Origin of the sequence: Stenotrophomonas lacuserhaii (genome assembly GCF_039674585.1) — a bacterium.
Lineage (GTDB): Bacteria > Pseudomonadota > Gammaproteobacteria > Xanthomonadales > Xanthomonadaceae > Stenotrophomonas > Stenotrophomonas pennii_A.
Genome location: NZ_JBDJNU010000012.1, coordinates 16,981 through 41,313, shown reverse-complemented (window position 1 = coordinate 41,313; position 24,333 = coordinate 16,981). Strand labels below are relative to the sequence as shown.

Annotated in this window: 20 protein-coding genes; 12 read left to right on the top strand and 8 right to left on the bottom strand. The window is 66.5% G+C overall.

Annotation, left to right across the window (positions count from 1 at the left end; genetic code table 11):
* Positions 1 to 21 precede the first annotated feature (21 nt).
* Positions 22 to 1,020, bottom strand: coding sequence for a polyprenyl synthetase family protein (locus ABE522_RS07025; RefSeq protein WP_057507036.1), 999 nt, complete (start codon positions 1,018 to 1,020; stop codon positions 22 to 24).
* 227 nt (positions 1,021 to 1,247) lie between these two features.
* On the opposite strand from ABE522_RS07025, the gene ABE522_RS07020 reads away from it, so the two are divergent.
* Entirely contained in the window at positions 1,248 to 2,864 is a 1,617-nt protein-coding gene (locus ABE522_RS07020) for an alpha-glucosidase family protein (protein ID WP_346591065.1), read from the top strand.
* A 160-nt stretch (positions 2,865 to 3,024) separates the two neighbouring features.
* Positions 3,025 to 3,351 carry a hypothetical protein gene (locus tag ABE522_RS07015; protein WP_346591064.1) on the top strand — a complete coding sequence of 109 codons (327 nt, stop codon included), beginning with the start codon at positions 3,025 to 3,027 and terminating at the stop codon, positions 3,349 to 3,351.
* A gap of 60 nt (positions 3,352 to 3,411) precedes the next feature.
* On the opposite strand, the gene ABE522_RS07010 is transcribed toward ABE522_RS07015, so the two are convergent.
* Positions 3,412 to 6,177 carry a TonB-dependent receptor gene (locus ABE522_RS07010; protein WP_346591063.1) on the bottom strand — a complete coding sequence of 922 codons (2,766 nt, stop codon included), beginning with the start codon at positions 6,175 to 6,177 and terminating at the stop codon, positions 3,412 to 3,414.
* A 189-nt stretch (positions 6,178 to 6,366) separates the two neighbouring features.
* Positions 6,367 to 8,442, bottom strand: coding sequence for a glycoside hydrolase family 97 protein (locus ABE522_RS07005; RefSeq protein ID WP_406846320.1), 2,076 nt, complete (start codon positions 8,440 to 8,442; stop codon positions 6,367 to 6,369).
* Positions 8,443 to 8,679: 237 nt separating this feature from the next.
* Here ABE522_RS07005 and ABE522_RS07000 point away from each other — a divergent pair, with 237 nt between their 5' ends.
* The 5 genes from ABE522_RS07000 to ABE522_RS06980 all read left to right on the top strand — a co-directional run bounded on the left by ABE522_RS07000 (position 8,680) and on the right by ABE522_RS06980 (position 15,128).
* On the top strand, positions 8,680 to 10,896 hold the full coding sequence (locus ABE522_RS07000; protein ID WP_346591062.1) for a glucosidase family protein: 2,217 nt from the start codon (positions 8,680 to 8,682) through the stop codon (positions 10,894 to 10,896).
* Complete coding sequence (locus tag ABE522_RS06995) at positions 10,893 to 12,392, top strand: MFS transporter (RefSeq protein WP_346591061.1); 1,500 nt, start codon at positions 10,893 to 10,895, stop codon at positions 12,390 to 12,392. The genes ABE522_RS07000 and ABE522_RS06995 overlap by 4 nt, the downstream gene beginning before the upstream one ends.
* Entirely contained in the window at positions 12,392 to 14,110 is a 1,719-nt protein-coding gene (locus tag ABE522_RS06990) for an alpha-amylase family glycosyl hydrolase (protein ID WP_346591060.1), read from the top strand. Before ABE522_RS06995 ends, ABE522_RS06990 begins: the two co-directional genes overlap by 1 nt.
* Before the next feature lie 323 nt (positions 14,111 to 14,433).
* The gene (locus ABE522_RS06985; protein WP_346591059.1) at positions 14,434 to 14,814 is read left to right on the top strand and encodes an SseB family protein; all 381 of its coding nucleotides are present in this window, start codon (positions 14,434 to 14,436) and stop codon (positions 14,812 to 14,814) included.
* Positions 14,814 to 15,128, top strand: coding sequence for a hypothetical protein (locus tag ABE522_RS06980; RefSeq protein ID WP_346591058.1), 315 nt, complete (start codon positions 14,814 to 14,816; stop codon positions 15,126 to 15,128). Before ABE522_RS06985 ends, ABE522_RS06980 begins: the two co-directional genes overlap by 1 nt.
* Before the next feature lie 14 nt (positions 15,129 to 15,142).
* On the opposite strand, the gene ABE522_RS06975 is transcribed toward ABE522_RS06980, so the two are convergent.
* Both ABE522_RS06975 and ABE522_RS06970 read right to left on the bottom strand, forming a co-directional pair.
* Positions 15,143 to 15,484 carry a hypothetical protein gene (locus ABE522_RS06975; protein WP_346591057.1) on the bottom strand — a complete coding sequence of 114 codons (342 nt, stop codon included), beginning with the start codon at positions 15,482 to 15,484 and terminating at the stop codon, positions 15,143 to 15,145.
* A 10-nt stretch (positions 15,485 to 15,494) separates the two neighbouring features.
* Positions 15,495 to 16,526 carry a LacI family DNA-binding transcriptional regulator gene (locus ABE522_RS06970; protein ID WP_346591056.1) on the bottom strand — a complete coding sequence of 344 codons (1,032 nt, stop codon included), beginning with the start codon at positions 16,524 to 16,526 and terminating at the stop codon, positions 15,495 to 15,497.
* A 702-nt stretch (positions 16,527 to 17,228) separates the two neighbouring features.
* Here ABE522_RS06970 and ABE522_RS06965 point away from each other — a divergent pair.
* From ABE522_RS06965 to ABE522_RS06945, 5 genes are all read left to right on the top strand, one after another.
* Entirely contained in the window at positions 17,229 to 17,789 is a 561-nt protein-coding gene (locus ABE522_RS06965) for a single-stranded DNA-binding protein (protein ID WP_101098231.1), read from the top strand.
* A gap of 293 nt (positions 17,790 to 18,082) precedes the next feature.
* On the top strand, positions 18,083 to 18,925 hold the full coding sequence (locus ABE522_RS06960) for a hydroxypyruvate isomerase family protein (RefSeq protein ID WP_346591055.1): 843 nt from the start codon (positions 18,083 to 18,085) through the stop codon (positions 18,923 to 18,925).
* Between the two features lie 30 nt (positions 18,926 to 18,955).
* On the top strand, positions 18,956 to 20,644 hold the full coding sequence (locus ABE522_RS06955; protein ID WP_346591054.1) for a GMC family oxidoreductase: 1,689 nt from the start codon (positions 18,956 to 18,958) through the stop codon (positions 20,642 to 20,644).
* Complete coding sequence (locus tag ABE522_RS06950; protein ID WP_346591053.1) at positions 20,644 to 21,219, top strand: gluconate 2-dehydrogenase subunit 3 family protein; 576 nt, start codon at positions 20,644 to 20,646, stop codon at positions 21,217 to 21,219. The genes ABE522_RS06955 and ABE522_RS06950 overlap by 1 nt, the downstream gene beginning before the upstream one ends.
* Before the next feature lie 11 nt (positions 21,220 to 21,230).
* Entirely contained in the window at positions 21,231 to 21,974 is a 744-nt protein-coding gene (locus tag ABE522_RS06945) for a 3-keto-disaccharide hydrolase (RefSeq protein WP_346591052.1), read from the top strand.
* 29 nt (positions 21,975 to 22,003) lie between these two features.
* Here ABE522_RS06945 and ABE522_RS06940 read toward each other — a convergent pair whose 3' ends face one another.
* The 3 genes from ABE522_RS06940 to ABE522_RS06930 are packed head-to-tail and all read right to left on the bottom strand — an operon-like array spanning position 22,004 to position 24,327.
* Complete coding sequence (locus ABE522_RS06940) at positions 22,004 to 22,258, bottom strand: c-type cytochrome (protein WP_346591101.1); 255 nt, start codon at positions 22,256 to 22,258, stop codon at positions 22,004 to 22,006.
* Positions 22,259 to 22,318: 60 nt separating this feature from the next.
* Positions 22,319 to 23,185, bottom strand: a complete 867-nt coding sequence (locus ABE522_RS06935; protein ID WP_346591051.1) for a sugar phosphate isomerase/epimerase family protein — start codon at positions 23,183 to 23,185, stop codon at positions 22,319 to 22,321.
* Between the two features lie 17 nt (positions 23,186 to 23,202).
* Positions 23,203 to 24,327, bottom strand: a complete 1,125-nt coding sequence (locus ABE522_RS06930; protein ID WP_346591050.1) for a Gfo/Idh/MocA family protein — start codon at positions 24,325 to 24,327, stop codon at positions 23,203 to 23,205.
* Between the last annotated feature and the right edge of the window lie 6 nt (positions 24,328 to 24,333).

The following is a 24,333-nucleotide window of genomic DNA, read 5'->3' as shown; positions in this document are numbered from 1 at the left end:
GCCCGTGTGCGGCGCTACCGCTTAATGGCTGCGGCTGACGGCGTAGCGGGCCAGGCCGCGCAGGGCGGCTACCGCATCGTTGTCGGCCAGGCCGTCCAGTGCCCGCTCGGCGGCTGCGGCGTATTCCTCGGCACGGTTGCGGCTGTAGTCCAGCCCGCCGGTGGCGTGGATCGCGGCCAGCACCTCGGGCATCGCGCTGGCATCACCGTCCTGCACGATGCTGCGCAGGCGCTGGCGGGTCGCCTCGTCCGAATGGGCCATGGCGTGGATCAGCGGCAGGGTGGCCTTGCCTTCGGCCAGGTCATCGCCCAGGTTCTTGCCCAGTTCTTCGGCGTTGGCCGAGTAATCCAGCACATCATCGGCAATCTGGAACGCATAACCCAGCGCCATGCCGTAGTCGTACAGCGCCTGCTGGGTGGCCTCGTCCACGCCGCTGGCCAGCGCGCCCAGGCGGGTGCCGGCGGCGAACAGCACCGCGGTCTTGCGCTCGATCACGCGCAGGTAGGCGGCCTCGTCGGTGTCGGGGTTGTGTACGTGCAGCAGCTGCAGCACTTCACCTTCGGCGATGCGGTTGGTGGTGTCGGCCAGGATCCGCATCACCGGCATGCGGTCCAGTTCCACCATCAGCTGGAAGCTGCGCGAATACAGGAAATCACCCACCAGTACGCTGGGCGCGTTGCCCCACAGCGCGTTGGCGGTGCTGCGACCACGGCGCAGGCTGGATTCGTCCACCACGTCATCGTGCAGCAGCGTGGAGGTGTGGATGAACTCGATGATCGCCGCCAGCTGGTGGTGTTCCGGGCCGGCGCCGCCGACCGCGCGGCCGGCCAGCATCACCAGCATCGGGCGCAGGCGCTTGCCGCCGGCGGAAATGATGTGGTCGGCGATCTGGTTGATCAGCACCACGTCCGAAGCAAGCCGGCGCCGGATCAGGGCATCGACGGCTGCCATGTCGTCGGCGGCAAGCGTCTGGATCTGGGGCAGGCCCAGGGCGGCACGGGTGTCTTCGATGATGGTCATGCGGTCTGGCTTCAAGGCTCGCCGCCAATTATAGGCGCTGGCCGTGAATTCGGGCGCATGCCGGCCCGGACACGGCGCGGGTGGCCGCCGGATGGACCGTCGAAGGCAGCGGTTGCCGTGAATACGTATGCAGGCAGCACCACGTCGCAGGGCCCGAGGCTAAGCTTCCATCGCTGCATTCCGGCCCGTGTTTCCGCAGGGGCCAACAGAGCCCGGAGGGGGGCCTGATGTCCAATACGCCATGGTGGCGCGGCGCCGTCATCTACCAGATCTACCCGCGCAGTTTCCTCGATGCCGACGGCGATGGAGTCGGCGACCTGCCCGGCATCATCGACCGCCTGGACTACATCGCCGCGCTCGGCGTGGACGCGATCTGGATCTCGCCGTTCTTCAGATCGCCGATGGCCGACTTCGGCTATGACATCGCCGACTACCGCGACGTGGATCCGCTGTTCGGCACCCTGGACGATTTCGACCGGCTGCTGGCCAAGGCGCATGCGCTGGGCCTGAAGGTGATGATCGACCAGGTGCTGAGCCATACCTCGATCGAGCACGACTGGTTCCGCGAGAGCCGCCAGGACCGCACCAATCCGAAGGCGGACTGGTATGTGTGGGCCGACCCGCGCGAAGACGGCACCGCGCCGAACAACTGGATGTCACTGTTCGGTGGCGTGGCCTGGCAGTGGGAGCCGCGGCGCGAGCAGTACTTCCTGCACAACTTCCTGGCCGACCAGCCGGACCTGAACTTCCATAATCCGGCGGTGCAGAAAGCCACGCTGGACAACGTGCGGTTCTGGCTGGATCGCGGGGTGGATGGATTCCGCCTGGATGCGATCAATTTCTGCTTCCATGACCTGCAGCTGCGTGACAATCCGCCGAAGCCGGCGGACAAGCGCGTCGGGCGGGGTTTCAGTCCGGACAATCCATACGCCTACCAGTACCACTACTTCAACAATACCCAGCCGGAAAACCTGCCGTTCCTCGAAGAACTGCGCGCGTTGCTGGACCAGTTTCCGGGGGCGGTCAGCCTGGGCGAAATCTCTTCGGAGGATTCGCTGGCCACCACCGCCGAGTACACCACCGCCAAGCGCCTGCACATGGGCTACAGCTTCGAGCTGCTGGTGGACGACTTCAGCGCGGCGTACATCCGCGATACGGTGTCGCGCCTGGAAACCGCGATGACCGAGGGCTGGCCGTGCTGGGCCATTTCCAACCACGATGTGGAGCGCGCGGTGACCCGATGGGGCGGGCACCCGGCCGACCCGCGGCTGGCACGGATGCTGGTGGCGATGCTGTGTTCGCTGCGGGGATCGATCTGCCTGTACCAGGGCGAAGAGCTGGGACTGGGCGAGGCCGATGTCCCGTTCGAGGCGCTGCAGGATCCCTACGGCATCACCTTCTGGCCGAACTTCAAGGGCCGCGACGGCTGCCGCACGCCGTTGCCGTGGATCGATGCGCCGTTGGCCGGTTTCACCACCGGCGCGCCATGGCTGCCGATCCCGGCCGACCATCAGTCGCGCGCGGTGGCCGTGCAGGAAGCCCAGCCCGATTCGGTGCTGTCGGCGTTCCGCCGCTTCCTGGCCTGGCGGCGTACGCAGCCGGTGTTGATGCACGGCGCCATCCGTTTCCTGGACAGTGCCGAGCCGGTCCTGGTGTTCGAACGGACCTTGGGGGATGAGGTGATGGTGCTGGCCTTCAACTTGTCCACGCAGCCGGCGCGGCAGCTGCTGCCGGCGGGCGCCTGGCAGCCCGTGGAGGTGCCGGGACCGGATGCCGGTTCGCTGGATGGCACCGAACTGATGTTGCCTGCGCACGCCGTGTATTGCGGTCGCCGCATCGGCTGATTGTTTTCTCCGTTGGTGGTTGTTGAGGGACGCCCCCGCGGGGGCGTCCCTTTTTTGATCGCCCGCGAGTTACTCCCACGTGCGGATGACGCGATTCCTGAGAGACGGCCACCGCCTTGATGAGCAGAATGCAAGCTCATTCGCAGACAACGAGGGTGACATGAAGATCCATCGCACGATGTACTTCGCAGCGAGCGTGCTGCTGACAGCGGTTGCGCTCACGTCGCAGGCCGCAAGCGGTCAATCCACGCGTGGCCCGGCAGAGGACCAGTTATGTGTGGATCAGTTCCGTAGCGCGCCTGCCGCCGCGACCTGTCAACTCACCAAGGCAAGCTACATGCCGGGCAGTGGCGGCTCCTGCCAGCTGTGGGCAAGCTGCCGGCGCAATGACGGCAGTTTTTCGGACACCTTCAATGTCTTCCGTGCCGACAGGGTGTACCGCGTCTGCAACAATGACGGCAAGCTGGTCGCGGGCTGCCCGGGCTGATTGAAAGCAGAAAGCCCGCTGCGTTGGCAGCGGGCCTTCCGGATTCAACGCGTGGAGGCCTCAGAACTTGTAGTTCAGCCCCAGCATGTAGGTGCGGCCCCATTCCACATATTCCAGCGGGCGATCCGTGGTGCCCGCATAGGTGCGGTACGGCTCGTTGGTCAGGTTGGTGCCCTGCAGCAGCAGGGTCAGCCCCGCCATCGAACTGCTGTCGCTGAAGGTGTAGCTCACCTGCGCGTCGGTCACGTTCTCGCCCACCACGTAACGCAGCGTGCGGTTGCCGTTGAAGTTGCCGATCTCACCGATGAAGTCCGACCGACGACGCTGGCTCACGCGTGCTTCAAATCCATTGCGTTCGAAGTAGGCAGTGAAGTTGTACACGCGGTCGGACAGGCCGGGCAGGGCGATCGGGTCGCTGCCCACGCTGGAGGCGCTTTCAGGATCCAGGATCTCGATGTCGCTGTCGTTGAAGGTGGCGCTGGCCTGCACGCCGAAGCCGCGCAGGGCGTCGGTGAACATGTCCAGCGGCAGCGAAGCGGTCAGTTCCAGGCCGCGCAGGGTGCCGCCCTTGCCGTTCTGCGGCGACGAGAACGTACCGGTCTGCAGCACCGGCGCCACCATGCCCGGCGGCGGCACGTAGCTGGCCAGCAGGTCGGAGAAGTCGTAGTCGTCCACCGACTGGGTGTACACGTAGCTCTTAAGGTCCTTGTAGAACACCGCGGCCGCCACGTAGGCGCGTTCACCGAAGTACTTTTCGTAGGACAGGTCGAGCGCGGTGGCACGCCACGGATCCAGCAGCGGGTTGCCGCCACTGCCACCCGGACGTCCGGTGGCGGTGTCCACGCCGAACTCCAGGCCGGCACGCATCTGGTCCACGCGCGGGCGTGCCACCTGCTTGGCCGCGGCGAAGCGCAGGGTCTGTTGGTGCGGGAACATGAAGGCCAGGTTCAAGCTCGGCAGCCAGTCGTTGTAGGTCTTGCCGGCGTCGATCGGCAGCACGTTCTGGCCGTCCGGACGCGAGCGGTCGAAGTAGTTCGACTGCGAACTCTGGTCGGCGTGCTGCATCTGCACGCCGATATTGCCGCGCACGCCGACCACGCCGATGTCGGTGTTGATGTTGGCGCGCAGCCACGCGGTGGTGATCTTCTCCTGCACCGTCCACGACTTGGGGATCAGGTAGTCGAGATCGGTGACCGGGTTGAACTCCATGTAGCGCCCGACCGCGGCCGGCACATTCCAGGCCGGGATGTAGCCGATGCCGGCGAAGCCCAGGTTGACCCGGTCACGCTGCAGGTCGGCGGCAATGTTCGCATCGCCCTGTGCACCGAGCAGGATGTTGCCCTCGGCCTGGGTCTTGTCCTTCTGGCGGTCGGCGTAGTTGACGCCGATGTCGAAGTCGGCGAACACCGGGGAAAGGCCTTCCGGCGCCGGCAGGGTGAGTGCCACGCGCGCGCCCTTCAGGCGATCTTCCACCGTGGGCACCTTGCCGTAGCCGGAGCCGTAGATGGTGTTGGTCAGGAACAGCGCATCGGGATTGGAATAGTCCAGACCCGGGGTGATCTGCGAGAAACCGTTCGGGTTGACCACCAGGCCGATGGTATCCAGCTGCGGCATCGGGGTCAGCTGCAGGTTGTTTTCCAGGTTCAGCTCATCGCGGGTGGCCTTGGAGTAGTTCACGTCGGCCACCAGCTTGACGCCGTTGCCGAAGGTGAACTCGTTGTTCCAGCCGAACGCATCGATCTTGTCTTCGCGCTTGTTGTACATGCCACGCACCAGCGGGTAGACACCGCTGGCGGTGCCGCCGGCGAAGGTGCCATCGGCATTTACCTGCGGATTGCTGATCAGCAGGCCCGGCGTGTAGCCACCGTTGAAGTTGCTGAGGTTGACCTCGAACTGGTTGGCGGTGTCGATCTGTTCGGCTTCGGTGTGGAAGGCATCCAGGGTGCTGGTCCAGCTGTTGGACGGGCGGAACTGCACGGTGGCCATCACGCCGTCGCGCTTGTTGTTGCCGGTGCGGCGCAGCGCCTTGATGCCATCGCTGAAGGCAACGCCCGGGGCCAGCCCCGGCCGGTTGCCGTTGTCGGTGTGTTCGGTGGTCCATGGCTCGTACAGACCGACCTGGTTTTCCTGGATCGGGTTGTCGCTGTGCGCGTAACCGATGGCAATGCCCAGCGTCTTGTCCAGGAACTGGTCGATATAGCTGGCGCTGAAACGGTTGCCGAACTCGTCCACGCCAGCGGCTTCGCCCAGCGAGCTCTTCTGGTAGCGGCCGCTGACCGCGATAACGCGGTCCGGGAAGCTCAGCGGACGGGCCGTCTGCATGTCGATGGTGCCCGACAGACCCTGGCCGACCAGGGCCGCATCGGGGGTCTTGTACACGGTCACGCCGTTGACCAGTTCGGACGGATACTGGTCGAACTCGACGCTGCGGTTGTCACCGGTGCTGACCACTTCGCGGCCATTGAGCAGGGTGGTGGCGAAGTCCGGCGACAGGCCGCGCACGCTGATCACCTGGGCGCGGCCGGCCACGCGCTGGGCGGCCAGGCCGGGCAGGCGCGCGAGCGATTCGGCGATGCTGACGTCGGGCAGTTTGCCGATGTCTTCGGCGGAAATGACTTCCACCACCGAGGTGGCGTCCTGCTTCACCGCGATGGCGTTCTCGATGCCGCGGCGGATGCCGGTGACCTGCACCGCATCCAGGTTGGTCGCCGCGGAACCGGTCTGGCCGGTGGCGGTGGTGGACGTGGTGGACTGCGCGAAAGCGAGTACCGGTGACAGTGCGACGGCCAGCGCCAATGACAGCGCGTTGCGCTTGTGGTTCGACATTTCCCCTCCCAGGCAATGTTGCCGAATCTAGTTGTGGTCCGCGCCGGCACCGCCGATACGGGTCGCGGCACGGTGGCCGCTGACTGCGACGCTATGGTATGCAGCGCGCCGCGTGCTGGAATCAGCCTGCATACGTATTCAATGCAGCGACATGCGGTGTAAGCGATTACAAAAAGGGGACGGAGGGAATTAATCTGAATTAATTCCCTCCGTCCCCTTTTTGAAGCGGATCGCCTGGCCGCCGCCGGGCCCCAGCACCAGGGTCAGCTGGTCAGCGCTGGTCACCTCGCGGGTTTCGCGCACGAACGCGAACGGATTGCTGCGGAAATCCGCACCGTCGCCGTCGCGGTAGATCTCCGCGCGGTAGCGCACGCCAGGTTCCAGGAAGCCCAGTGATATCGGCAGCACACGGCCGTGTTCGTCGGTGATGCTGCCCAGGAACCAGTCGCTGCTGTTGCGGTCGCGGCGGACGATGGTGACGAAGTCGCCGACCTCGGCGTCCAGCACCCGGGTCTGTTCCCAGTCCACCGCCACGTCCTTGATGAACTGGAACGCGTCCAGGTGCTGCTGATAATGCTCGGGCAGGTCGGCGGCCATCTGGATCGGGCTGTACAGCACCACGTACAGCGCCAGCTGGCGGGCCAGCGTGCTGGGAATCGCCTGCCCATGGCGGCCCTTCAATGACAGCACCCCGGGGGTGTAATCCATCGGCCCGGACAGCATCCGGGTGAACACCAGGTTGACCTCGTGTTCGGGCGGATTCGGCGGCTGGCCCCAGGCGTTGTACTCCATGCCACGCGCGCCCTCGCGTGATAACCAGTTCGGATAGGTGCGGCGCAGGCCGGTGTCCTTGATCGGTTCGTGCGGATTGACCGCCAGCCTGCGTGCGGCCGCTTCCTGCACCACCTTCAGGTGGTGGCGGGCCATGAACTGGCCGTCATGCCATTCGCGCAGCAGTGGCCCACCGCCCGGGTTGCGCCGGTCCACCTGGCCGTCATCGCAGACGTAGCCGGTCTTGAACGAATCCACGCCCAGGCGCGCATACAGATCGAGCGCCGCGCCCAGCTGGTCCTCGTAATGGTCGATGGCGCAGCCGGTTTCGTGGTGGCCCACCAGGTGCACGCCCTTTTTCGCTCCGTAGGCGGACAGCGCCTCGATATCGAAATCCGCGGTCGCGCGGGTGAAGTCGAAGTCATACCCGTTGCCCACCCAGTTACCGTCCCAGCCGGGATTCCAGCCTTCCACCAGCACGCCTCGGAAACCGTTGGCGGCGGCGAAATCAATCATCTTCTTGGTCTTGGCGGTGGTGGCGGCATGGCGCGGGCCGGTTGCCCAGCTCTCCTCGTCCAGGTGCATCGACCACCACACGCCCAGATATTTGGACGGCTTGACCCAGCTGACATCGCCCAGCGCATTGGGTTCGTTGAGGTTGAGGATCAGGTCCGATTCGACCAGTCCACCCGCGCGGTCGGCGATCTGCAGGGTGCGCCACGGCGTGCTGAAGGGCAGGGCGCGGCGGACCTTCCAGCCATCAGCCGACGGCGAAAGCTGCGCGCGCAGGCGCTGGCCGTCGGTGCGGCGCAACCACATGCCGGCATAGTCGACCAGCGCGGCTTCGTGGATGGCCACGTGCAGGCCGGAGGTGCTGCGCAGGGTGATCGGGGTATGCGCCAGCGCCACCTCCTGCAGCGGCGTGCGCGCATACAGGTATTCATAATGGATCGGCTCGCCGGCCGGGATCCACCAGGCCGTGGACGGCTGGGTGATGGCGAACTCGGTCAGCTCCTCATCGATGATCGCCTCGGCCAGTCCCGGCTGCTGCGGAAACACGTAGCGCAAGCCCACGCCGTCATCGAATACCCGGAACACCACGTCCAGCCGGCGCTTGTCGCCGGTGGTCTGGCGCAGGGAAACGGTCAGTTCGTTGTAGTGGTTGCGGGTCAGTCGACGCTCGCCCCACGGCTGCTCCCAGGTCTCATCGAAGGCGCGGGTGCTGCTGCCGGTGATTTCAAAGTCGCGGTCCAGCCGGCCATCACGCAGTTCGAAGCCGAGCTTCGATGCGTCCACTACCGCATCGCCGAGTCGCTGCACCTGGTAGCGGGCCGTGCCGCCGTCCACCTGCAGCGTCACTTTCAGGATCTTTCCCGGCGATTCGACACTGGCCGACGGGGTGGTGGCAGCCATCAGGACCGGGCTGGCGAACAGCAGGGCCAGGCCCAGCCACGGCCTGCTGCGCCCACGCAGCAACAACGAAAACAGCGACATTTCCCCTCCCAGGGTGATGCAGGAACTGCGCCGACCATAGCCCAGCCGGTACGGCCGCCTGACCCGACAGGCCATGAATACGTATGCAGGCAGACCGCCCCCGGCGCCTGCCGTCTACCATGTCCGCACGATGCCTTGAGGGAGGCGTTGCGCCCCCGTCGGCCGCTCGGCAGGCAGGGACCTACAACATGCAAAGAGGGAGGGAGGGTGACGGGCGCAAGCCGGTCGTCCGCTTCGATGCTGAAGATGATCTGCCTGACCGTCGCCATCGCGACGACGCTGGGTTCGGCCGCGCATGCCGCCGACCTGGAATTCGCCGGCCGCACGGCACGCGCCGAATCCGTGGCCGGCGGCGGCTTCGTGCTGCACACGCCGGATCGGCAGCTGCGCATTGCCGCGCAGCCGATGCGCAGCGATACCGCCAGCCCGATGTTCGATGCCCTGTTCGCGCTTGCGCAGCAGGAAATGGATCAGGACCGCGTGGACGCGATCCGCGATCCGTCCTTCGACGAAGGCCGGCCGGTGCCATGCGAGTGCTTCAAGACCGGCGCCAACTGGCCCTATGTCTGGACGCGCGATGTCAGCTTCGCCGCCGACCTGGCGCTGGCGCGGCTGGATCCGCAGCGCACCCGCCAGTCGCTGCAGTTCAAGCTGTCCGAAGCACGCGATGGCCATACTTCCGGCCTGTTCGTGGCGCAGGACACCGGTTCCGGTGGCAGCTGGCCGATCAGCAGTGATCGCATCGTGTGGTTCCTGGCCGCGCGCCACCTGCTGGATGACACCGCCTTCGCCGAACAGGTCTGGCAGGCGCTGCAGGGCACGCTGGCCCAGGACCGGGCGATGGTGTTCGACGCGGCGACCGGCCTGTACCGCGGCGAGACCTCGTTCCTGGACTGGCGTGAGCAGACCTATCCGGACTGGACCCGCGAGGACGTACGCTTCATCGGTGACTCCTTCGCGCTCTCCACCAACGTGCTGCATTACCAGGCCCTGCGGCTTGGCGAGCAGTTGGCGGACCAGCACGGCGATGCCACGCGCGCTGCGCAGTACAAGGCGTGGGCCGATGCGCTGGGCCCGCGGATCGATGCGCGCTTCTGGCGCGAAGATGCCGGCCAGTACATGAGCTACATCGGCGAAGCCGCCCACCCCGTGCCCTACGCCAAGTACGACCTGCTGGCGACGTCGCTGGGGGTGCTGGCCGGCGTGTTGCCGACCGGACGCGCGCGGCGTGCATTGGATGCGTACCCGGCCAGCGCGGCCGGCAGCCCGGTGGTGTGGCCGCAGGAAGGCAACCAGCCGGTGTACCACAACCGCGCGATCTGGCCGTTCGTCAGTGCGTATTCGCTGCGTGCCGCGCGGCTGCTGGACGATGCGCCGCGCATCACCGGCGAAGTGCGGTCGCTGATGCGCGGTGCCGCGCTGGCCGGGTCCAACATGGAAAACTACGAGCTGCTGACCCAGAAGATCCATGTCGACGAAGGCGCGCTGAGTGGCCCGGTGGTGAACTCCGAGCGCCAACTGTGGTCGGTCGCCGGCTACCTGGACATGGTGCTGCAGGGCGTGTTCGGCGTGGAAGCCGATGGCCGGGTTCAGCCGAAACTGCCGGTCGCGCTGGTGCCGCAGCTGTTCGGTACGCGTGACCGCATCAGCCTGCAGATGGATGGCAAGCGCTATGTGCTGCTGAAGCCTGACGTGCTGCAGGGTGAGCTGCTGGTGGCTGGAAAGATGCAGCGCGACGGTGATGCCACGGTGGTGCAGCTGGTGCCCGCGGCGACCTCTCCGCAGCGTGGAGTTCGTGCCCAGAGCGCACGTTCTTCCGTTGATGCGGCTGCCTATGCACCGGCCACGCCAGTCGCGCCATCGGCCACGCAGGAGCGCAGCGGCTGGACCATCGCGGTTCCAGCACAGCACGTGCTGTGGCGCGATGGTGCCGCCGTTGAAGTGCACGGCGGCGTCGCCCGTATCGCCGACGACGGCCTGCAGCACTGCCTCAGCCTGACCCGCCGCGATGACGCGCTGGAGTCGTTGCACAGCCCGACCACCTGCATCGGCCCGCAGCAGCGCCTGCCCGGCGCGCAGCGCTGGTCGTGGACGCAGCCCGCGGCCGGCCGTGTGCGCGTGCGCCTTCAGTTCAACAATCCCAACGGACCGATCAACACCGGAGTCACTGCCGCAGTGAAGCAACTTGCGGTCACCTGCGCCGGCCAGACTGCCCCGTCACGCACCGTGGTGATGCCGCACAGCGTGGCGGTGCAGGAATCCACTGCGGCCGAGTTCGACCTGCCTGCGGGCAGCTGCACGTTCCAGCTGCAGGACGGCTTCAACATGAGCGCGCTGCAGCACTTCTCGCACTACACCGGCGGCAAGGGCGGCCGCGCGGGCGTGCTCAACGAGGCGGACGTCAAGGCGCTGCTGCTGGCACCGATCGCCCCACTCGCAGGGGATCGCCCATGAGCCGTCCCGTCACCAGCCGGCCCGACAAACCGCAGCTGTCGTTCTGGCAGATCTGGAACATGTGCTTCGGTTTCCTCGGCATCCAGTTCGGTTTCGCGCTGCAGAACGCCAACGCCAGCCGCATCTTCGAAACCCTGGGCGCGTCGATGGACGCGGTGCCCGGGCTGTGGATCGCCGCACCGCTGACCGGCCTGCTGGTGCAGCCGATCGTCGGCTATCTGTCAGACCGCACCTGGACCCGCTGGGGCCGTCGCCGCCCGTTCTTCATGATCGGCGCGGTGCTGACCACGCTGGCCCTGCTGGTGATGCCGAACTCGCCCACGCTGTGGATCGCGGCGGGCACGCTGTGGGTGCTGGATGCGTCCATCAACGTGTCGATGGAGCCGTTCCGTGCCTTCGTTGGCGACCAGCTGGCGCCGCGCCAACGGCCGACCGGCTTTGCCATGCAGAGCTTCTTCATCGGCGTGGGCGCCATCGTGGCCAGCTTCCTGCCCTTCATCCTGGCCCACTTCGGCGTGGCCAATACCGCAGCGCCGGGTGAAGTGCCGGACACCGTGCGCTATGCGTTCTACTTCGGCGCGGTGGTGCTGCTGGCGGCGATCACCTGGACCGTGTTGAGCACGCGCGAATACTCACCGACCGAGCTGGCCGGCTTCGCCGATGCCGAGCCGCCACACGCCCACGCGGTGGCCGCGCGCGGCGTGCCGCCGTGGGCGCAGATCGTGCTGTGGCTGCTGGTGGGTGTCGTGCTGGCGGCACTGATCGCCTGGCAGGGCGGGGACAAGATGCTGTACGTACTGGCCGGCCTGTGTGCGGCCTACGGCATCCTGCTGGGCGTGGCCCGTGTACTGCCCGGCACGCACATGCTGGCGACCATCGTCGATGACCTGCGCAACATGCCGGGCACCATGCGCCGGCTGGCGTGGGTGCAGTTCTTTTCCTGGTTCGCGCTGTTCGCGATGTGGATCTACACCACCGCCGCGGTAGCCGGCACCCACTTCGGTTCCACCGATCCACAGTCGGCTGCCTACAACGAAGGCGCCAACTGGGTCGGCGTGCTGTTCGGTGCGTACAACGGTTTCGCCGCGCTGGCTGCATTGCTGATCCCGCTGATGGTGCGCGCCATCGGGCTGCGCTGGAGCCACCTGGTCAACCTGTGGCTGGGCGGGGGAGGGCTGGTGTCGATGATGTTCATCGACGATCCGCACTGGCTGCTGCTGTCGATGGTGGGCGTGGGCTTTGCCTGGGCGTCCATCCTGTCCCTGCCTTATGCCCTGCTGTCGGACAGCGTGCCGGCGGCGAAGATGGGCGTGTACATGGGCATCTTCAATTTCTTCATCGTGATCCCGCAGCTGGTGGCCGCCAGCGCGCTTGGCTTCGCCCTGCGCGCATGGCTGGGTGGCCAGCCGATGCAGGTGCTGGTGCTGGGGGGCTGCAGCCTGCTCGTGGCCGGCCTGTGCGTGCTGCGTGTTCCGTCCCGTCCGGAGGTGGTGTGATGCGTGTGCGTCTGTCTGTTGCTGTAGGTTTTGCCCTGTTCGCTGGCCAGGCGCTCGCCGCGCCGCGCCCGGAGTACGTAGGCACCACCGAACCGTTCGCCAGTGACGCGGTGTACTTCGTGGTCACCGACCGCTTCGTCAACGGCGACCCGTCCAACGATCACCGAGACCAGGGTGGAAAGCACCGCACGTTCGACATCCCGGTGCCCTGCCCGGACAAGGTGGACGGCAACATCGGCTACCTCGGCGGTGACTTCAAGGGCGTGCTGGACAACGCGGACTACATCCGCAACCTCGGCTTCGGAGCGGTGTGGATCACCCCCATCATCGACAACCCGGACCAGGCGTTCACCGGCAGCAAGGAAATCAGCTGCACCAGCACCCTCACCGACCGCGGCAAGACCGGTTACCACGGGTACTGGGGCACCAATTTCTACAAGGTGGACGAACACCTGCCCAGCGCCGGCCTGCAGTTCGCCGACTTCACCAAGGGCCTGCATGCAGCCAAGCTGAAAGTAGTGCTGGACATCGTCGGCAACCACGGCTCGCCTTCATGGACCATGCCGGTGCGCCAGCCGCAGTTCGGGCAGATCTTCGACAAGGACGGCAGGCTGATCGCCGACCACGAGAACCTGGCGCCGCAGCAGCTGGATCCGAAGCACAACCCGCTGCACGCCTTCTACAACACCATCGGCCCGGTGGACTCGTCCACGGGCTCGATTTTCGATGGCAACCTGGCCGAGCTCGGCGACTTCAACGAACACAACCCGGCGGTGATGGATTACCTGGTGGGCGCCTACCTGCAGTGGACCGCGCAGGGTGTGGACGCGCTGCGCATCGATACCATCGGTTGGCTGCCGCACCCGTGGTGGAACGCGTTCGTGCGCCGCGTGCGGGCCGAGCATCCGGGCATGTTCATGTTCGGCGAAGCGTTCGACTACGACGCTGCGAAGATCGCCGAGCACACCTGGCCGGCGAATGCGAACGTCAGCGTGCTGGATTTTCCCTCGCGCGGGGCAATGGAAGAAACCTTCGGGCTGAAGCAGAAGGGTTTCGAGACGCTGGCCGAGCCGCTGCACTTGCTCGGCGGGCCGTATGCCAACCCGTACGAGTTGATGAGTTTCTACGACAACCATGACATGCCGCGGCTGGATGCCAGCGATGCCGGCTTCATCGACGCCAACAACTGGCTGTTCACTGCGCGCGGTATCCCGGTGCTGTACTACGGATCGGAAACCGGCTTCATGCGCGGCCGTGCCGAGCACGCCGGCAACCGTGCGTATTTCGGCCAGCAGCGCGTGGACGCGGCTCCACGGAGCCCGATCTTCGCCCCGCTGCAGCGCGTGGCGAAACTGCGTGAGGCGACCCCGGCATTGCAGCGCGGCCTGCAGGTCAACGAGCGCCTGCAAGGCGACGAAGCCGTATTCTTCCGCGTGCTGCAGCATGGCGGGGTCAGCCAGACCGCGCTGGTGTTGCTGAACAAGGGCGATGCAGCAACGCGCATCGAAGTGACGCGTTACGTGCAGCCCGGTACCTGGCGCGACGCCCTGGACGGCGGCAGCGTGGAAGTCTCCGGCACCCTCCAGGCCGATGTCCCCGCGCACGGCATCAGGGTATTCGTACTGGATGCCCCCGTGCAGCAGGACGCCCTGCGCGCCGAACTGGACCGCGCCATGTCCGACCAGCACGCCCGCACCCGCAGACTCGCCGCTCCCTGACCCCCGCACCGCCGTCGGTGGGTGCCTACGCTTCGGTAGTGACGGCCGCTGGCCGTCATGCATCTGCCCCTGATTCGGTGGGCGACGACCGTTGGTCGTCACGCTGTTGCCCTTGAATCAGGAGCGTGACGACCAACGGTCGTCACCCACCCCAGCGCGCCAGCATGCCCTGCTCCGGTAGTGACGGCCGCTGGCCGTCATGCTGCCGCTCCCACCACAGCACCCCCGGCACCCCGTTCTGACGGCCAGCGGCCGTCACTACCCGGCATCTGCGTCGCGGCGCTGGGTACAATTGGGCTTCCGCTCGCCGCGCTCCACCCGCCATGACCGACCTTCCGCCCCAGACCCCGATCGAGACCCTGCTGCAGACCGCCATGGCCGGCCAACTGCCGATCAAAGCCTTCATGCAGGCCTTCGTCGCCTCCGAGGTGGTGCTGCTCACCGGCAGCCTGGTCATCCCCGACGGCAGCGGTTTCGATCCGCTGTTGTTCGACAAACAGGGCGTGCTGCACGTCGCCGTGTTCACTGATCCGGCGCGCGTCGGCTTCCATTCCGAACAGGCCCCGCACCAGATCCGCTGGCTGATGCTGGACGTGCTGCGCCGCGTACCGGGCGGCTACGGCGTGGTGATCAACCCTGGCACCACGCTGGGCTTTGAGATCTCGCCGGCTGGCGTGGGCGAGATCCTGAAGGATTTCGCGTAATGGCAGCCACCCCACCATCCGGCGCCTTGGCAATGAAGTACGTCTCGTCGGGCGGAACCCTTCTGCTTTTCCAGTTCGTGGGCGTGCTGGTGCTCGGTTTGGCACTGGATGCACTCGGTTTCATGAGCGAGCTGGCCCTGTTGCCGCTGTTGCTGTGCAACCTCGTCGTGGCCTACCGCCTTGGCAAGGCCGCACAGGCACTGGGGCGCAACCGCTGGCTGTACACGCTGGCCGCCGGCCTGCCCCCCGCCGCGATCGCGGTCTGCATCTTCCTGTATTCGGCTGCGTGGGCGCGCACGATGGACCAGCGTTGACGCACCCACGCGCGTTACCCGGCGTCCGGCTTCTTGTGCGGATACCACAGCAGTGAACTGCCGTTGTTCAGTGCTTCTTCGTAGAAGCAGGCAAAGCCGCGGTAGAGATCCGTGTTCAATACTTCCACCCGCAGCCTGCCGCAGCGCAGATCCTGGATATCCCCCATGCCGAAGCGCGCGCACTCGGCCAGCGCGTCGTCGAACGCGTCCTCCTCGCGCGGCTGGCTGAGGAACAGCATGCAGTTATGCCGCTCGCCGACTTCCGGCGCCTTCCAGTCGAACTCCGCCGTGCCGGAATACCCGCCGGAGAATCCGTAGATCATTACCACCCTGCGCGGTGTTTCTTCAGCCGCCATGCGGGTCCTTTCAGCGTTGCTGCGATGATTCGCGCAGCACCAGTTTCACCGGAATGCTCATCCCTTCGGCGGTTTGGCCGGCCACCAGCGCCAGTAGTTTCTCCACCAGCAGCTGGCCGGCCTGCTTGGTGTCCTGCGCCACGGTGGTCAGCGGCGGTGATACCGACGCCGCCAGCGGGATGTCATCAAAGCCGGTGACGCGCACATCCTGCGGCACGCGCAGGCCGTGTTCGCGCAGGGCGCGCAGTGCACCGATGGCGATCAGGTCACTGGCCGCGCAGACGGCATCGAAGGGCACGCCGCGTGTCAGCAGCAGTTCGCAGGCGGTCTGCCCGTATTCTTCGGTGGTGATGGCGTCCACCTGCAGCTGCGGGTCGGCCGCAAGGCCACGCGCTTCCAACGCCGCCACGTGCCCGCGGTAACGCTCCTGGAACTCCGGGTAATGACTCGAGGCATGGCCGAGGAAGGCGATGCGCGTACAACCCTGGTCCAGCAGATGGGCGGTGATGTCGAAGCCGCCCTGATAGTTGTCGCTGCCGATCGAAACGCCGGGCTGGCCGGGCAGGGCGGCACCCCAGCGCACGAAATGCGTGCCCTGCTCGACCAGTCGCTGCAGGCGGGTCAGCGATTCGTGGTAATCCCCATAGCCCAGCAGGATGATGCCGTCGGCCTTGTTGCTGTCTTCGTAATCGGTATGCCAGTCGGTGGACAGCTGCTGGAACGACACCAGCAGGTCGCGGCCGTGCAGCGCGCAGGCGCGGGTGATCGAACCCAGCATCGCGTGGAAGAACGGATTGATCAGCGAATCGTCGGTGGTGGGGTCTTCGAAGAACAGCAGCGCCAGCGTGCCGGCATTGCGCAGGCGCAGGCTGGAGGCGTTCTTGTCGACCTTGTAGTTCAGTTCGCGGGCGATCGCGATGATGCGCTGGCGGGTCTCGGCATTGACCATCGGGCTGCCACGCAGGGCGCGCGACACCGTGGGCTGGGAAACTCCGGCCAGGTGGGCGATGTCCAGGGACGTGGCTTTGCCTTTGATGGTCATGAACGCGGCGCTGGGGTGACGGCCTTCATGATGCCACGGGCAGTCGTGGGTCGCTGGTTTGCGCCACGCCGGAAGGCCACCTGCGCCGAGGCACGAGGTGGCGGACGGTGCGGGTCACAGTACCGGGGACGCTACCCCGCTATTTTCCCGGTGGATCCGAAGATCCCCGCGCACCGCCCGCCATGGAACCGACGGGACGATGCATTCTCTGCCCGGACGCCAAGCATGGGCAAAGTGCGGGGTGAAGCGTCTTACGCAGGACTGTGATCCTGGCTGGCCTCGCTGGACCAGCCCCGTCATCCTGCGCGGAACGACCCCGGGCGGCTATGGGCAAAGCTGCAATCTGCAGGTGCGCGCCGCCGAGCACGGCTCGGCGCTACCGACCCCAGCCACCCGCGCGACCCCGCCGCCCCCATGACCCTGCCGCCCTCATGAACCGGTAGCGCCGGGCCACGCTCGGCGGAATCCCCCCGCAGCCCAACATCCCCGCCGACCCCCGGAAACCCCATGCCGCCGACCCCCGCTCTGCGGGGGGCAACGCAGGCAGAACCCGACCCCGCGCGACCCAATCCCGCCCGAGTCCAGCGCCCGTCCGGTGGTAACATGGGGCGTTCTGCAATCCCCCCAATTCACTGGGGCGGTCCCGCGCCGGCGCCCCCAAGGCCCGCCCGGACCGTCCCCGGACAACGGAAGAACACTCCTATGGCGCGTGGCATCAACAAAGTCATCCTGGTCGGCAACCTCGGCAACGACCCGGACGTGAAGTACACCCAGGGCGGCATGGCCATCACCCGTATCAGCCTGGCCACCACCAGCGTCCGCAAGGACAAGGATGGCAACCAGCAGGAGCGGACCGAATGGCACCGCGTGGTGTTCTTCGGCAAGCTCGGCGAGATCGCCGGTGAATACCTGCGCAAGGGCAGCTCGGTGTACGTCGAAGGCAGCCTGCGTTACGACAAGTACACCGGCCAGGACGGCGTGGAAAAGTATTCCACCGACATCATTGCCGATGAAATGCAGATGCTCGGCGGCCGCGGTGAAGGCGGCGGCGGTGGCGGAGCAGGTGGCGGCAACTACGGCGGCGATCGTCCGCAGCGCCAGCAGGCCCCGCGCCAGGAATACGGCGGTGGCGGTGGCGGCGGCGGTCAGCGCCAAGGCGGCCAGGGTGGTCAGGGCGGCGGCTACGGCCAGCAGCGTCCCCAGCAGCAGCCGCAGCAGGCGCCGCCGATGGACGACTTCGCTGACGACGATATTCCGTTCTGACGGAGCGTCTGCTGCCAGCTTTCGAGACGTTTGAAAGAGCCCCGTTTTGACGGGGCTTTTTTGTGGCCGACGGGCGTGCCAAAGGGGCACGACACACCACGTATTGTGCCCCGCAACACGCATTTTCGTGCACTGCGTCTTGCAAAAAAACGATGGCGTGTCCTATGGTGCAATCGATTGCATTTCGATGAATCGTTGCGTTTGATACCGGTTGGGAGGCCGGAAAGCAGATGCCCAGCCATCCGACTGGATCGATCCAAGGCCGAGTGCTGACGCGACGTGACGCGCTGCGCATGGCCGTCGCCGGCAGCGTCGGCCTGGGCGCTGCAACCGTCCTGCCCGCGCGCGCCGCAGACACCGCCAGCTCGCCGCTCAAAGGCAACCTGAAGCACTCCGTCGCCCGCTGGACCTTCCCACGGCAGTCGGTCGCCCAGCTCTGCCAGACGGTCAAGGACCTCGGCTTTGCCGCCATCGACCTGGTCGGCCCGGACGACTGGCCCACGCTGAAGGCCCATGGCGTAGACAGCTCCATGTGCAACGGCGCGGAGATCAGCCTGGAAAAGGGCTTCGCTGATCGCCGGTTCCACGATGAACTGGTGGCGCGTTACACGCGGCACATCGATCTTGTGGCCGATGCCGGTTATCGCAACTTGATCTGTTTTTCCGGCAACCGCAACGGCATGGACCCCCAGCAGGGCATGGCGCATGCCGAGGCTGGCCTCAAGCGCATCCTCGGCCATGCCGAAAAGCGCGGCGTGGTGCTGGTGATGGAGCTGCTCAACTCCAGGGTCGATCATCCGGATTATCTTTGCGACCACTCCGCCTGGGGCGTGGAGCTGTGCCAGCGGATCGGTTCGGCGCATTTCGGCCTGCTCTACGACATTTACCACATGCAGATCATGGAGGGCGACATCATCGCCACCATCGGCAGGCATCACGCGTGTTTCAAGCATTACCACACCGCAGGCGTGCCTGGCCGGCACGAGATTGGAGACCAGCAGGAACTGCATTACCCGGCCATCTGTCGCGCGATCCGCGACACCGGCTTCGATGGGTATCTGGCGCAGGAGTTCATGCCTGCGGCGCCCGATCCCGTTGGCTCGCTGCGCGAGGCGATACGCCTCTGCGACGTCTGAAACGATATCCACCAAGGTGAAGCAGGACCCATGGCAGACAATCATTACGACGCGATCGTCGTCGGCTCCGGAATCAGTGGCGGTTGGGCGGCAAAGGAACTGACCGAAAAAGGCCTCAAGGTGCTGATGCTCGAACGCGGACGCAACATCGAGCACGTCAAGGGCTATGTCAACGCGATGAAGGAGGCATGGGATTTCCCGCATCGCAACCGGCCCACGCAGGCGATGAAGGCGGACTTCCCGGTGCTGATGCGCGATTACGGCCTCGCCGAGAATCTCGAGGGCATGTGGGCCAACGAGAAAGAGTCCCCTTATATCGAGACCAAGCGCTTCGACTGGTTCCGCGGCTATCACGTCGGCGGTCGCTCGCTGATGTGGGGGCGGCAGAGCTATCGGCTGTCGGACCTGGATTTCGAGGCGAACCTGAAGGACGGCATCGCCACCGATTGGCCGATCCGTTACGCCGACATCGCGCCCTGGTATGACCACGTGGAAAGGTTCGCCGGCATCGCCGGCACGCGCGAGGGGCTGGACGTATTGCCGGATGGCGAGTTCCTGCCGCCGATCCCGCTGAACATCGTCGAGAAGGACGTAGCGGCGCGGATCAAGAAGGCCTTCGGCGGCACACGCCACATGATCCACTCGCGCACTGCGAACATCACCCAGCCGAAGGTCGAACAGGGCCGGGTGAACTGCCAGTACCGCAACAAGTGCATCCTGGGCTGCCCCTTCGGCGCGTATTTTTCGACGCAGTCGGCGACGCTGCCGGCAGCGATGAAGACCGGCAACCTGACCTTGCGGCCGTTCTCGATCGTCAAGGAAGTGCTGTATGACAGGGATCGAAAACGCGCGCGCGGCGTGGAGATCATCGACGCGGAAAACGGACAGACCTACCAGTACACCGCCAACGTCATCTTCCTCAATGCCTCCTCGTTCAACTCGACCTGGCTGCTGATGAACTCGGCCACCGATGTCTGGGAAGGTGGGCTGGGGTCGTCGTCCGGCGAGTTGGGCCACAACGTGATGGACCATCATTTCGGTGCTGGCGCCTCCGGCCGGGTCGAGGGCTACGATGACAAGTACTACTTCGGCCGTCGTCCCTGCGGCTTCTACGTTCCGCGTTTCCGCAACGTGAGCACCGATGACAAACGTGGCTATTCCCGCGGCTTTGGTTACCAGGGTGGCGCCAGCCGCAACGGCTGGTCGCGCGAGATCGCCGAAATGAACATCGGCGCCGATCTGAAGGACGCGCTGACCGTGCCGGGCGACTGGCGCATCGGCATGACCGGGTTCGGGGAAATGCTGCCGCACCATGACAATACGATCCGCCTGGACAGCGACAGGAAAGACAAGTGGGGGCTGCCGGTGCTGGCGATGGACGTGTCCCTGCGCGCGAATGAAACGGCAATGCGCAAGGACATGGCCGCAGACGCCGCCGAGATGCTGGAGGCCGCCGGGGTCAAGGACGTGAAGATGCACGACAACGACTACGCCCCGGGCAAGGGCATCCACGAAATGGGGACCGCGCGCATGGGCCGTGAGCGCAGGAATTCCGTGCTGAACCAGCACAACCAGGTCTGGGATGCGCCCAATGTCTATGTGACCGACGGCGCCTGCATGACCTCCAGCGCCTGCGTGAATCCTTCGCTGACCTACATGGCGCTGACCGCGCGGGCGGCCGACCACGCGGTGCGTGAACTGAAAGCGGGGACGCTCTGATGGACCGCCGCGAACTGTTGAAGATGATCGTTGCCGCCACCGGTGCGGCGATGGTCGGCCTGCCTGCGCTGGTCAACGGACAGGCGCCTGCGGCGGGGTCGAAGACTGCCTTTTCCGCCGCCGATGTCGCCACGCTGGACGAGATCGCCGAGACCATCCTGCCGCGTACCGCCACCCCCGGGGCGAAGGACACCGGCGCAGGGGCCTTCATGGCGACGTTCGTCACCGACTGCTACACCGCCGAGCAGCAGTCGGCATTCCGTGCCGGCCTGGCCGACATCGACAAGCGCGCCGGCGGCCCGTTCGTGTCGCTCACCGCGCAGGACCGCACCGAACTGCTGCGCACGCTGGATGCGGAAGCCAGGAAACGCATCGTCGACGTGGACGACACGGGCACCGCAGAAGCCGCCGACGCGGTGCCGCACTACTTCACGATGCTCAAGCAACTGACCATCTTCGGCTTTTTCACCTCGAAGGTCGGCGCGACCGAAGTCCTGAAGTACGTCGCCGTCCCCGGCCGTTACGAGGGCGATCTCGCCTATGTTCCCGGCACGCCCGCGTGGGGGACCAGCTGATGAAGAACACGATGATCCGCCCCCTGCTGGCGGCTGCCTGCCTGCTGGTCACCGCGCCTGTTTTCGCGCAGGCCAGCGGCGACCCCGCACGCGATCCGACCCGGACCGAGGTCTGGAAACCGGTGCCTGCGCGCGTGGCCACCCCCATCGGCGGCGCACCCTCCGATGCGATCGTGCTGTTCGACGGCACGGATGTTTCCGCCTGGGCGTCCGAGCAGGGCGGACGCGTGCCATGGCGCGTCGCCGACGGCGCGCTGACGGTGGTGCCGGGCAGCAAGGGCATCCGCACCCGCCAGCGCTTCTGCGATATCCAGCTGCACGTTGAATGGCGCGCGCCCACCACGACCGCGGGTTTCGACGGCCAGGACCGCGGCAACAGTGGCATCTTCCTGCAGGAGCTGTACGAACTGCAGGTGCTCGACAGTCACGACAACCCGACCTACGCCAACGGCCAGGCTGGCTCGATCTACAAGCAGGCGATGCCGCTGGTGAACGCCTCGCGTGCGCCGGGCCAGTGGCAGGCCTACGACATCATCTGGAAGGCGCCGCGCTTCTCGCCGGGTGGCGGACTGGTTTCACCCGCGCGCATCACCGTGCTGCACAACGGCGTGCTGGTGCAGGATGACACGGTGCTGGCGGGGAAGACCGAGTACATCGGGGCGCCTTCGTATGCGCCGCATGACTGCGCGCCGATCTCCCTGCAGGAACACGATTCCGCGGTCAGCTACCGCAACATCTGGGTGCGCGAACTGTAAGCGCACGGCGCCATCGCGGCGCCACGATCCTACTTCGCCAGGAAGCTGGTGATGTCGTCGATTTCCTGTTGGGAAAGCTGCGAGAAGGGCGGCATCAGGCCGCCGCCCTTGCTGATCTTCTCCTTGATCTGCGCCGGTTGCAGCCGCTTGCCGACGTCGGTGAGCGCAGGGAACGCGCCGGGCATGCCCGCGCGATCGGCGCCATGGCAGGCCGTGCAGTGGGTTGCGTAGAGTTTCTCGCCGGCGGCAGGGTCGTCCTTGGCCCATGCTGCGGACGCAAGCATCGACGTCGATAGAAGGGCGGCGATTGTCAGGATCTTGCTCAAACGGGGCTCCTTCGCGTGCTAGCGCGGTGCGCGGGCGGGCAGGGTGGCGGGCAAATGGTCGCGCAGATAGTCCGCGCCGGTCTGGATGACGGTGGCCGGATCATGCGGATGGTCGTGTTCGACGATGTACCACTGCACTCCGGCGGCCGCCGCAGCGGGCAGGATCGTGTTCCAGTCCAGCACGCCCTGGCCGACCGCCGCGAAACCGCCTTCGTCGTCGGCCTGGCCTTTGGGCGCATTGTCCTTGGCGTGCACCGCGAACACCCGGCCGCGGAATTTCCCGAGCATCACCGCCGGGTCATGGCCTGCACGCGCGACCCAGGCCAGGTCCAGCTCGGTCTGCAGGTCGGGGCCGGCCGCTGCGAACAGCAGTTCCAGGCCGGTCATGCCGTCGAACTCGACCAGTTCGAAGTCGTGGTTGTGGTAGGCCATGCGCATGCCGTTGGCGCGCGCCCGCTTGGCGATGCGGCCCAGTTCCTGGCCGAGCGCGGTCCAGCCGACGGCGTCCGTCGGGCGGTCCTGCTCGTCCAGGTACGGAACCACCAGCGTCGTGTTGCCGATCGAGCGGTTGAAGGCGATCACGCTGTCCAGGTCGGTGCGCAGCTCTGCCAACTGCACGTGCGAGGACACCGCCTTGATCGAATGGCGGTCCAGCAACCGCTTGAGTTCCACGGCGCTGACGTTCTGCGTGCCGACCGTTTCCACCGCCTGCACGCCCGCGTCATGCACGATCTTCAACTGCTGGTCCAGCGAGCCGGCGTCGCGCAGCGTATACATCTGCACTGCGATCGGCTTCTGTGCGGCGGCCGCCTGGCCTGCGAAGGCGGGCAGGGCAGCCAACAACAGCAGGGCGAGCGTCGTGGTCCGGCGTGCAGGTCGTTTCATCAGCGGTTCTCCGGGATTCATTCGATGGGGGTCCAGGCGCGGGACCTGGCCGATGCGATGACGCGGTCGACGATCCGTGCCGAGCGCACGCCGTCTTCGAAGGTCGGCAGGCCGTGCTCCCGCTCGCCTTCGATGGCGTGATAGGTGTCGGCGACAAACGCCTCGAAACACGCGCCGTAGCCCTGCGCATGCCCGGCCGGCAGCACCGCCAGTCGGCGTTGTTCGGCACTGCCGGCGCCCGGACCGCGTACGAAGATTTCCTCGCGCTGGTCGGGCCGGCCGATCCACAGCCGCTCGGCGTCTTCCTGGTTGAATGCCACGCTCGCCCTGGCACCGTCGATCTCGAACCAGAGGCGATTGTGGCGGCCCGCCGATACCTGGCTGACCGTCAGCGAGGCGAGGGTGCCCGCACTGGTCCTGAACATCGCGGCGGCTACGTCTTCGCTCGTGACCGGCTGCATCGCGCCACCTGCCGCCGGCGTGCTGAAGCTCTGCCCGGCCAGGGCGCCGCGCTCGCCGATCACCGTGGCGAACGCCGCGCTGACCTCGGCAAAGCGCTCGCCGCCGACCCATTCCACCAGGTCGCACCAGTGCGAGCCGATATCGGCGAACACCCGCGAGGTGCCGCCCAGCGCCGGGTCCACGCGCCAGTTGTTGCTGGCCGGGTCGAGCAGCCAGTCCTGCAGGTAGCTGCCATGGATCAGGTGCAGCGGGCCCAGTTCGCCCTGCGCGATGCGCGCGCGGGCCTCGCGGACCACCGGGTGGTAGCGGTAGACGAAGGGCACCGTGGCGACCAGCCCGGTCGAAGCGGCCAATGCCGCCAGGGCCTCGGCGTCTTCGCGCGTGGCAGCCAGTGGCTTTTCACAGATCACGTGCTTGCCGGCTTCCAGTGCCGCCTGCGCCATGCCGCGGTGCAGGTGGTTGGGCGTGCAGACGTGCACTACCTGGACCTGCGGATCAGCGAGCACTTCGTCGATATCGCGGTAGGCGCGCGGGACATTCCATGACTGCGCCACCTCGCGGGCGCGCTGCGGCGATGAGGCGGCCACGCCGCGTACCGTGGCACCGGCGAGCAGGGCCGCGCGACGGTGCACCGCGCCGATCATGCCGGCGCCGACAATGGCGATTCCAAGCGTGCTCATCAAGTG

Bases quoted from the DNA above. Each gene is read 5' to 3' on its own strand.
- ABE522_RS07025 (WP_057507036.1), bottom strand. From the start codon at position 1,020: ATGACCATCATCGAAGACACCCGTGCCGCCCTGGGCCTGCCCCAGATC.
- ABE522_RS07020 (WP_346591065.1), top strand. From the start codon at position 1,248: ATGTCCAATACGCCATGGTGGCGCGGCGCCGTCATCTACCAGATCTAC.
- ABE522_RS07015 (WP_346591064.1), top strand. From the start codon at position 3,025: ATGAAGATCCATCGCACGATGTACTTCGCAGCGAGCGTGCTGCTGACA.
- ABE522_RS07010 (WP_346591063.1), bottom strand. From the start codon at position 6,177: ATGTCGAACCACAAGCGCAACGCGCTGTCATTGGCGCTGGCCGTCGCA.
- ABE522_RS07005 (WP_406846320.1), bottom strand. From the start codon at position 8,442: ATGTCGCTGTTTTCGTTGTTGCTGCGTGGGCGCAGCAGGCCGTGGCTG.
- ABE522_RS07000 (WP_346591062.1), top strand. From the start codon at position 8,680: ATGCTGAAGATGATCTGCCTGACCGTCGCCATCGCGACGACGCTGGGT.
- ABE522_RS06995 (WP_346591061.1), top strand. From the start codon at position 10,893: ATGAGCCGTCCCGTCACCAGCCGGCCCGACAAACCGCAGCTGTCGTTC.
- ABE522_RS06990 (WP_346591060.1), top strand. From the start codon at position 12,392: ATGCGTGTGCGTCTGTCTGTTGCTGTAGGTTTTGCCCTGTTCGCTGGC.
- ABE522_RS06985 (WP_346591059.1), top strand. From the start codon at position 14,434: ATGACCGACCTTCCGCCCCAGACCCCGATCGAGACCCTGCTGCAGACC.
- ABE522_RS06980 (WP_346591058.1), top strand. From the start codon at position 14,814: ATGGCAGCCACCCCACCATCCGGCGCCTTGGCAATGAAGTACGTCTCG.
- ABE522_RS06975 (WP_346591057.1), bottom strand. From the start codon at position 15,484: ATGGCGGCTGAAGAAACACCGCGCAGGGTGGTAATGATCTACGGATTC.
- ABE522_RS06970 (WP_346591056.1), bottom strand. From the start codon at position 16,526: ATGACCATCAAAGGCAAAGCCACGTCCCTGGACATCGCCCACCTGGCC.
- ABE522_RS06965 (WP_101098231.1), top strand. From the start codon at position 17,229: ATGGCGCGTGGCATCAACAAAGTCATCCTGGTCGGCAACCTCGGCAAC.
- ABE522_RS06960 (WP_346591055.1), top strand. From the start codon at position 18,083: ATGGCCGTCGCCGGCAGCGTCGGCCTGGGCGCTGCAACCGTCCTGCCC.
- ABE522_RS06955 (WP_346591054.1), top strand. From the start codon at position 18,956: ATGGCAGACAATCATTACGACGCGATCGTCGTCGGCTCCGGAATCAGT.
- ABE522_RS06950 (WP_346591053.1), top strand. From the start codon at position 20,644: ATGGACCGCCGCGAACTGTTGAAGATGATCGTTGCCGCCACCGGTGCG.
- ABE522_RS06945 (WP_346591052.1), top strand. From the start codon at position 21,231: ATGATCCGCCCCCTGCTGGCGGCTGCCTGCCTGCTGGTCACCGCGCCT.
- ABE522_RS06940 (WP_346591101.1), bottom strand. From the start codon at position 22,258: ATGCTTGCGTCCGCAGCATGGGCCAAGGACGACCCTGCCGCCGGCGAG.
- ABE522_RS06935 (WP_346591051.1), bottom strand. From the start codon at position 23,185: ATGAAACGACCTGCACGCCGGACCACGACGCTCGCCCTGCTGTTGTTG.
- ABE522_RS06930 (WP_346591050.1), bottom strand. From the start codon at position 24,327: ATGAGCACGCTTGGAATCGCCATTGTCGGCGCCGGCATGATCGGCGCG.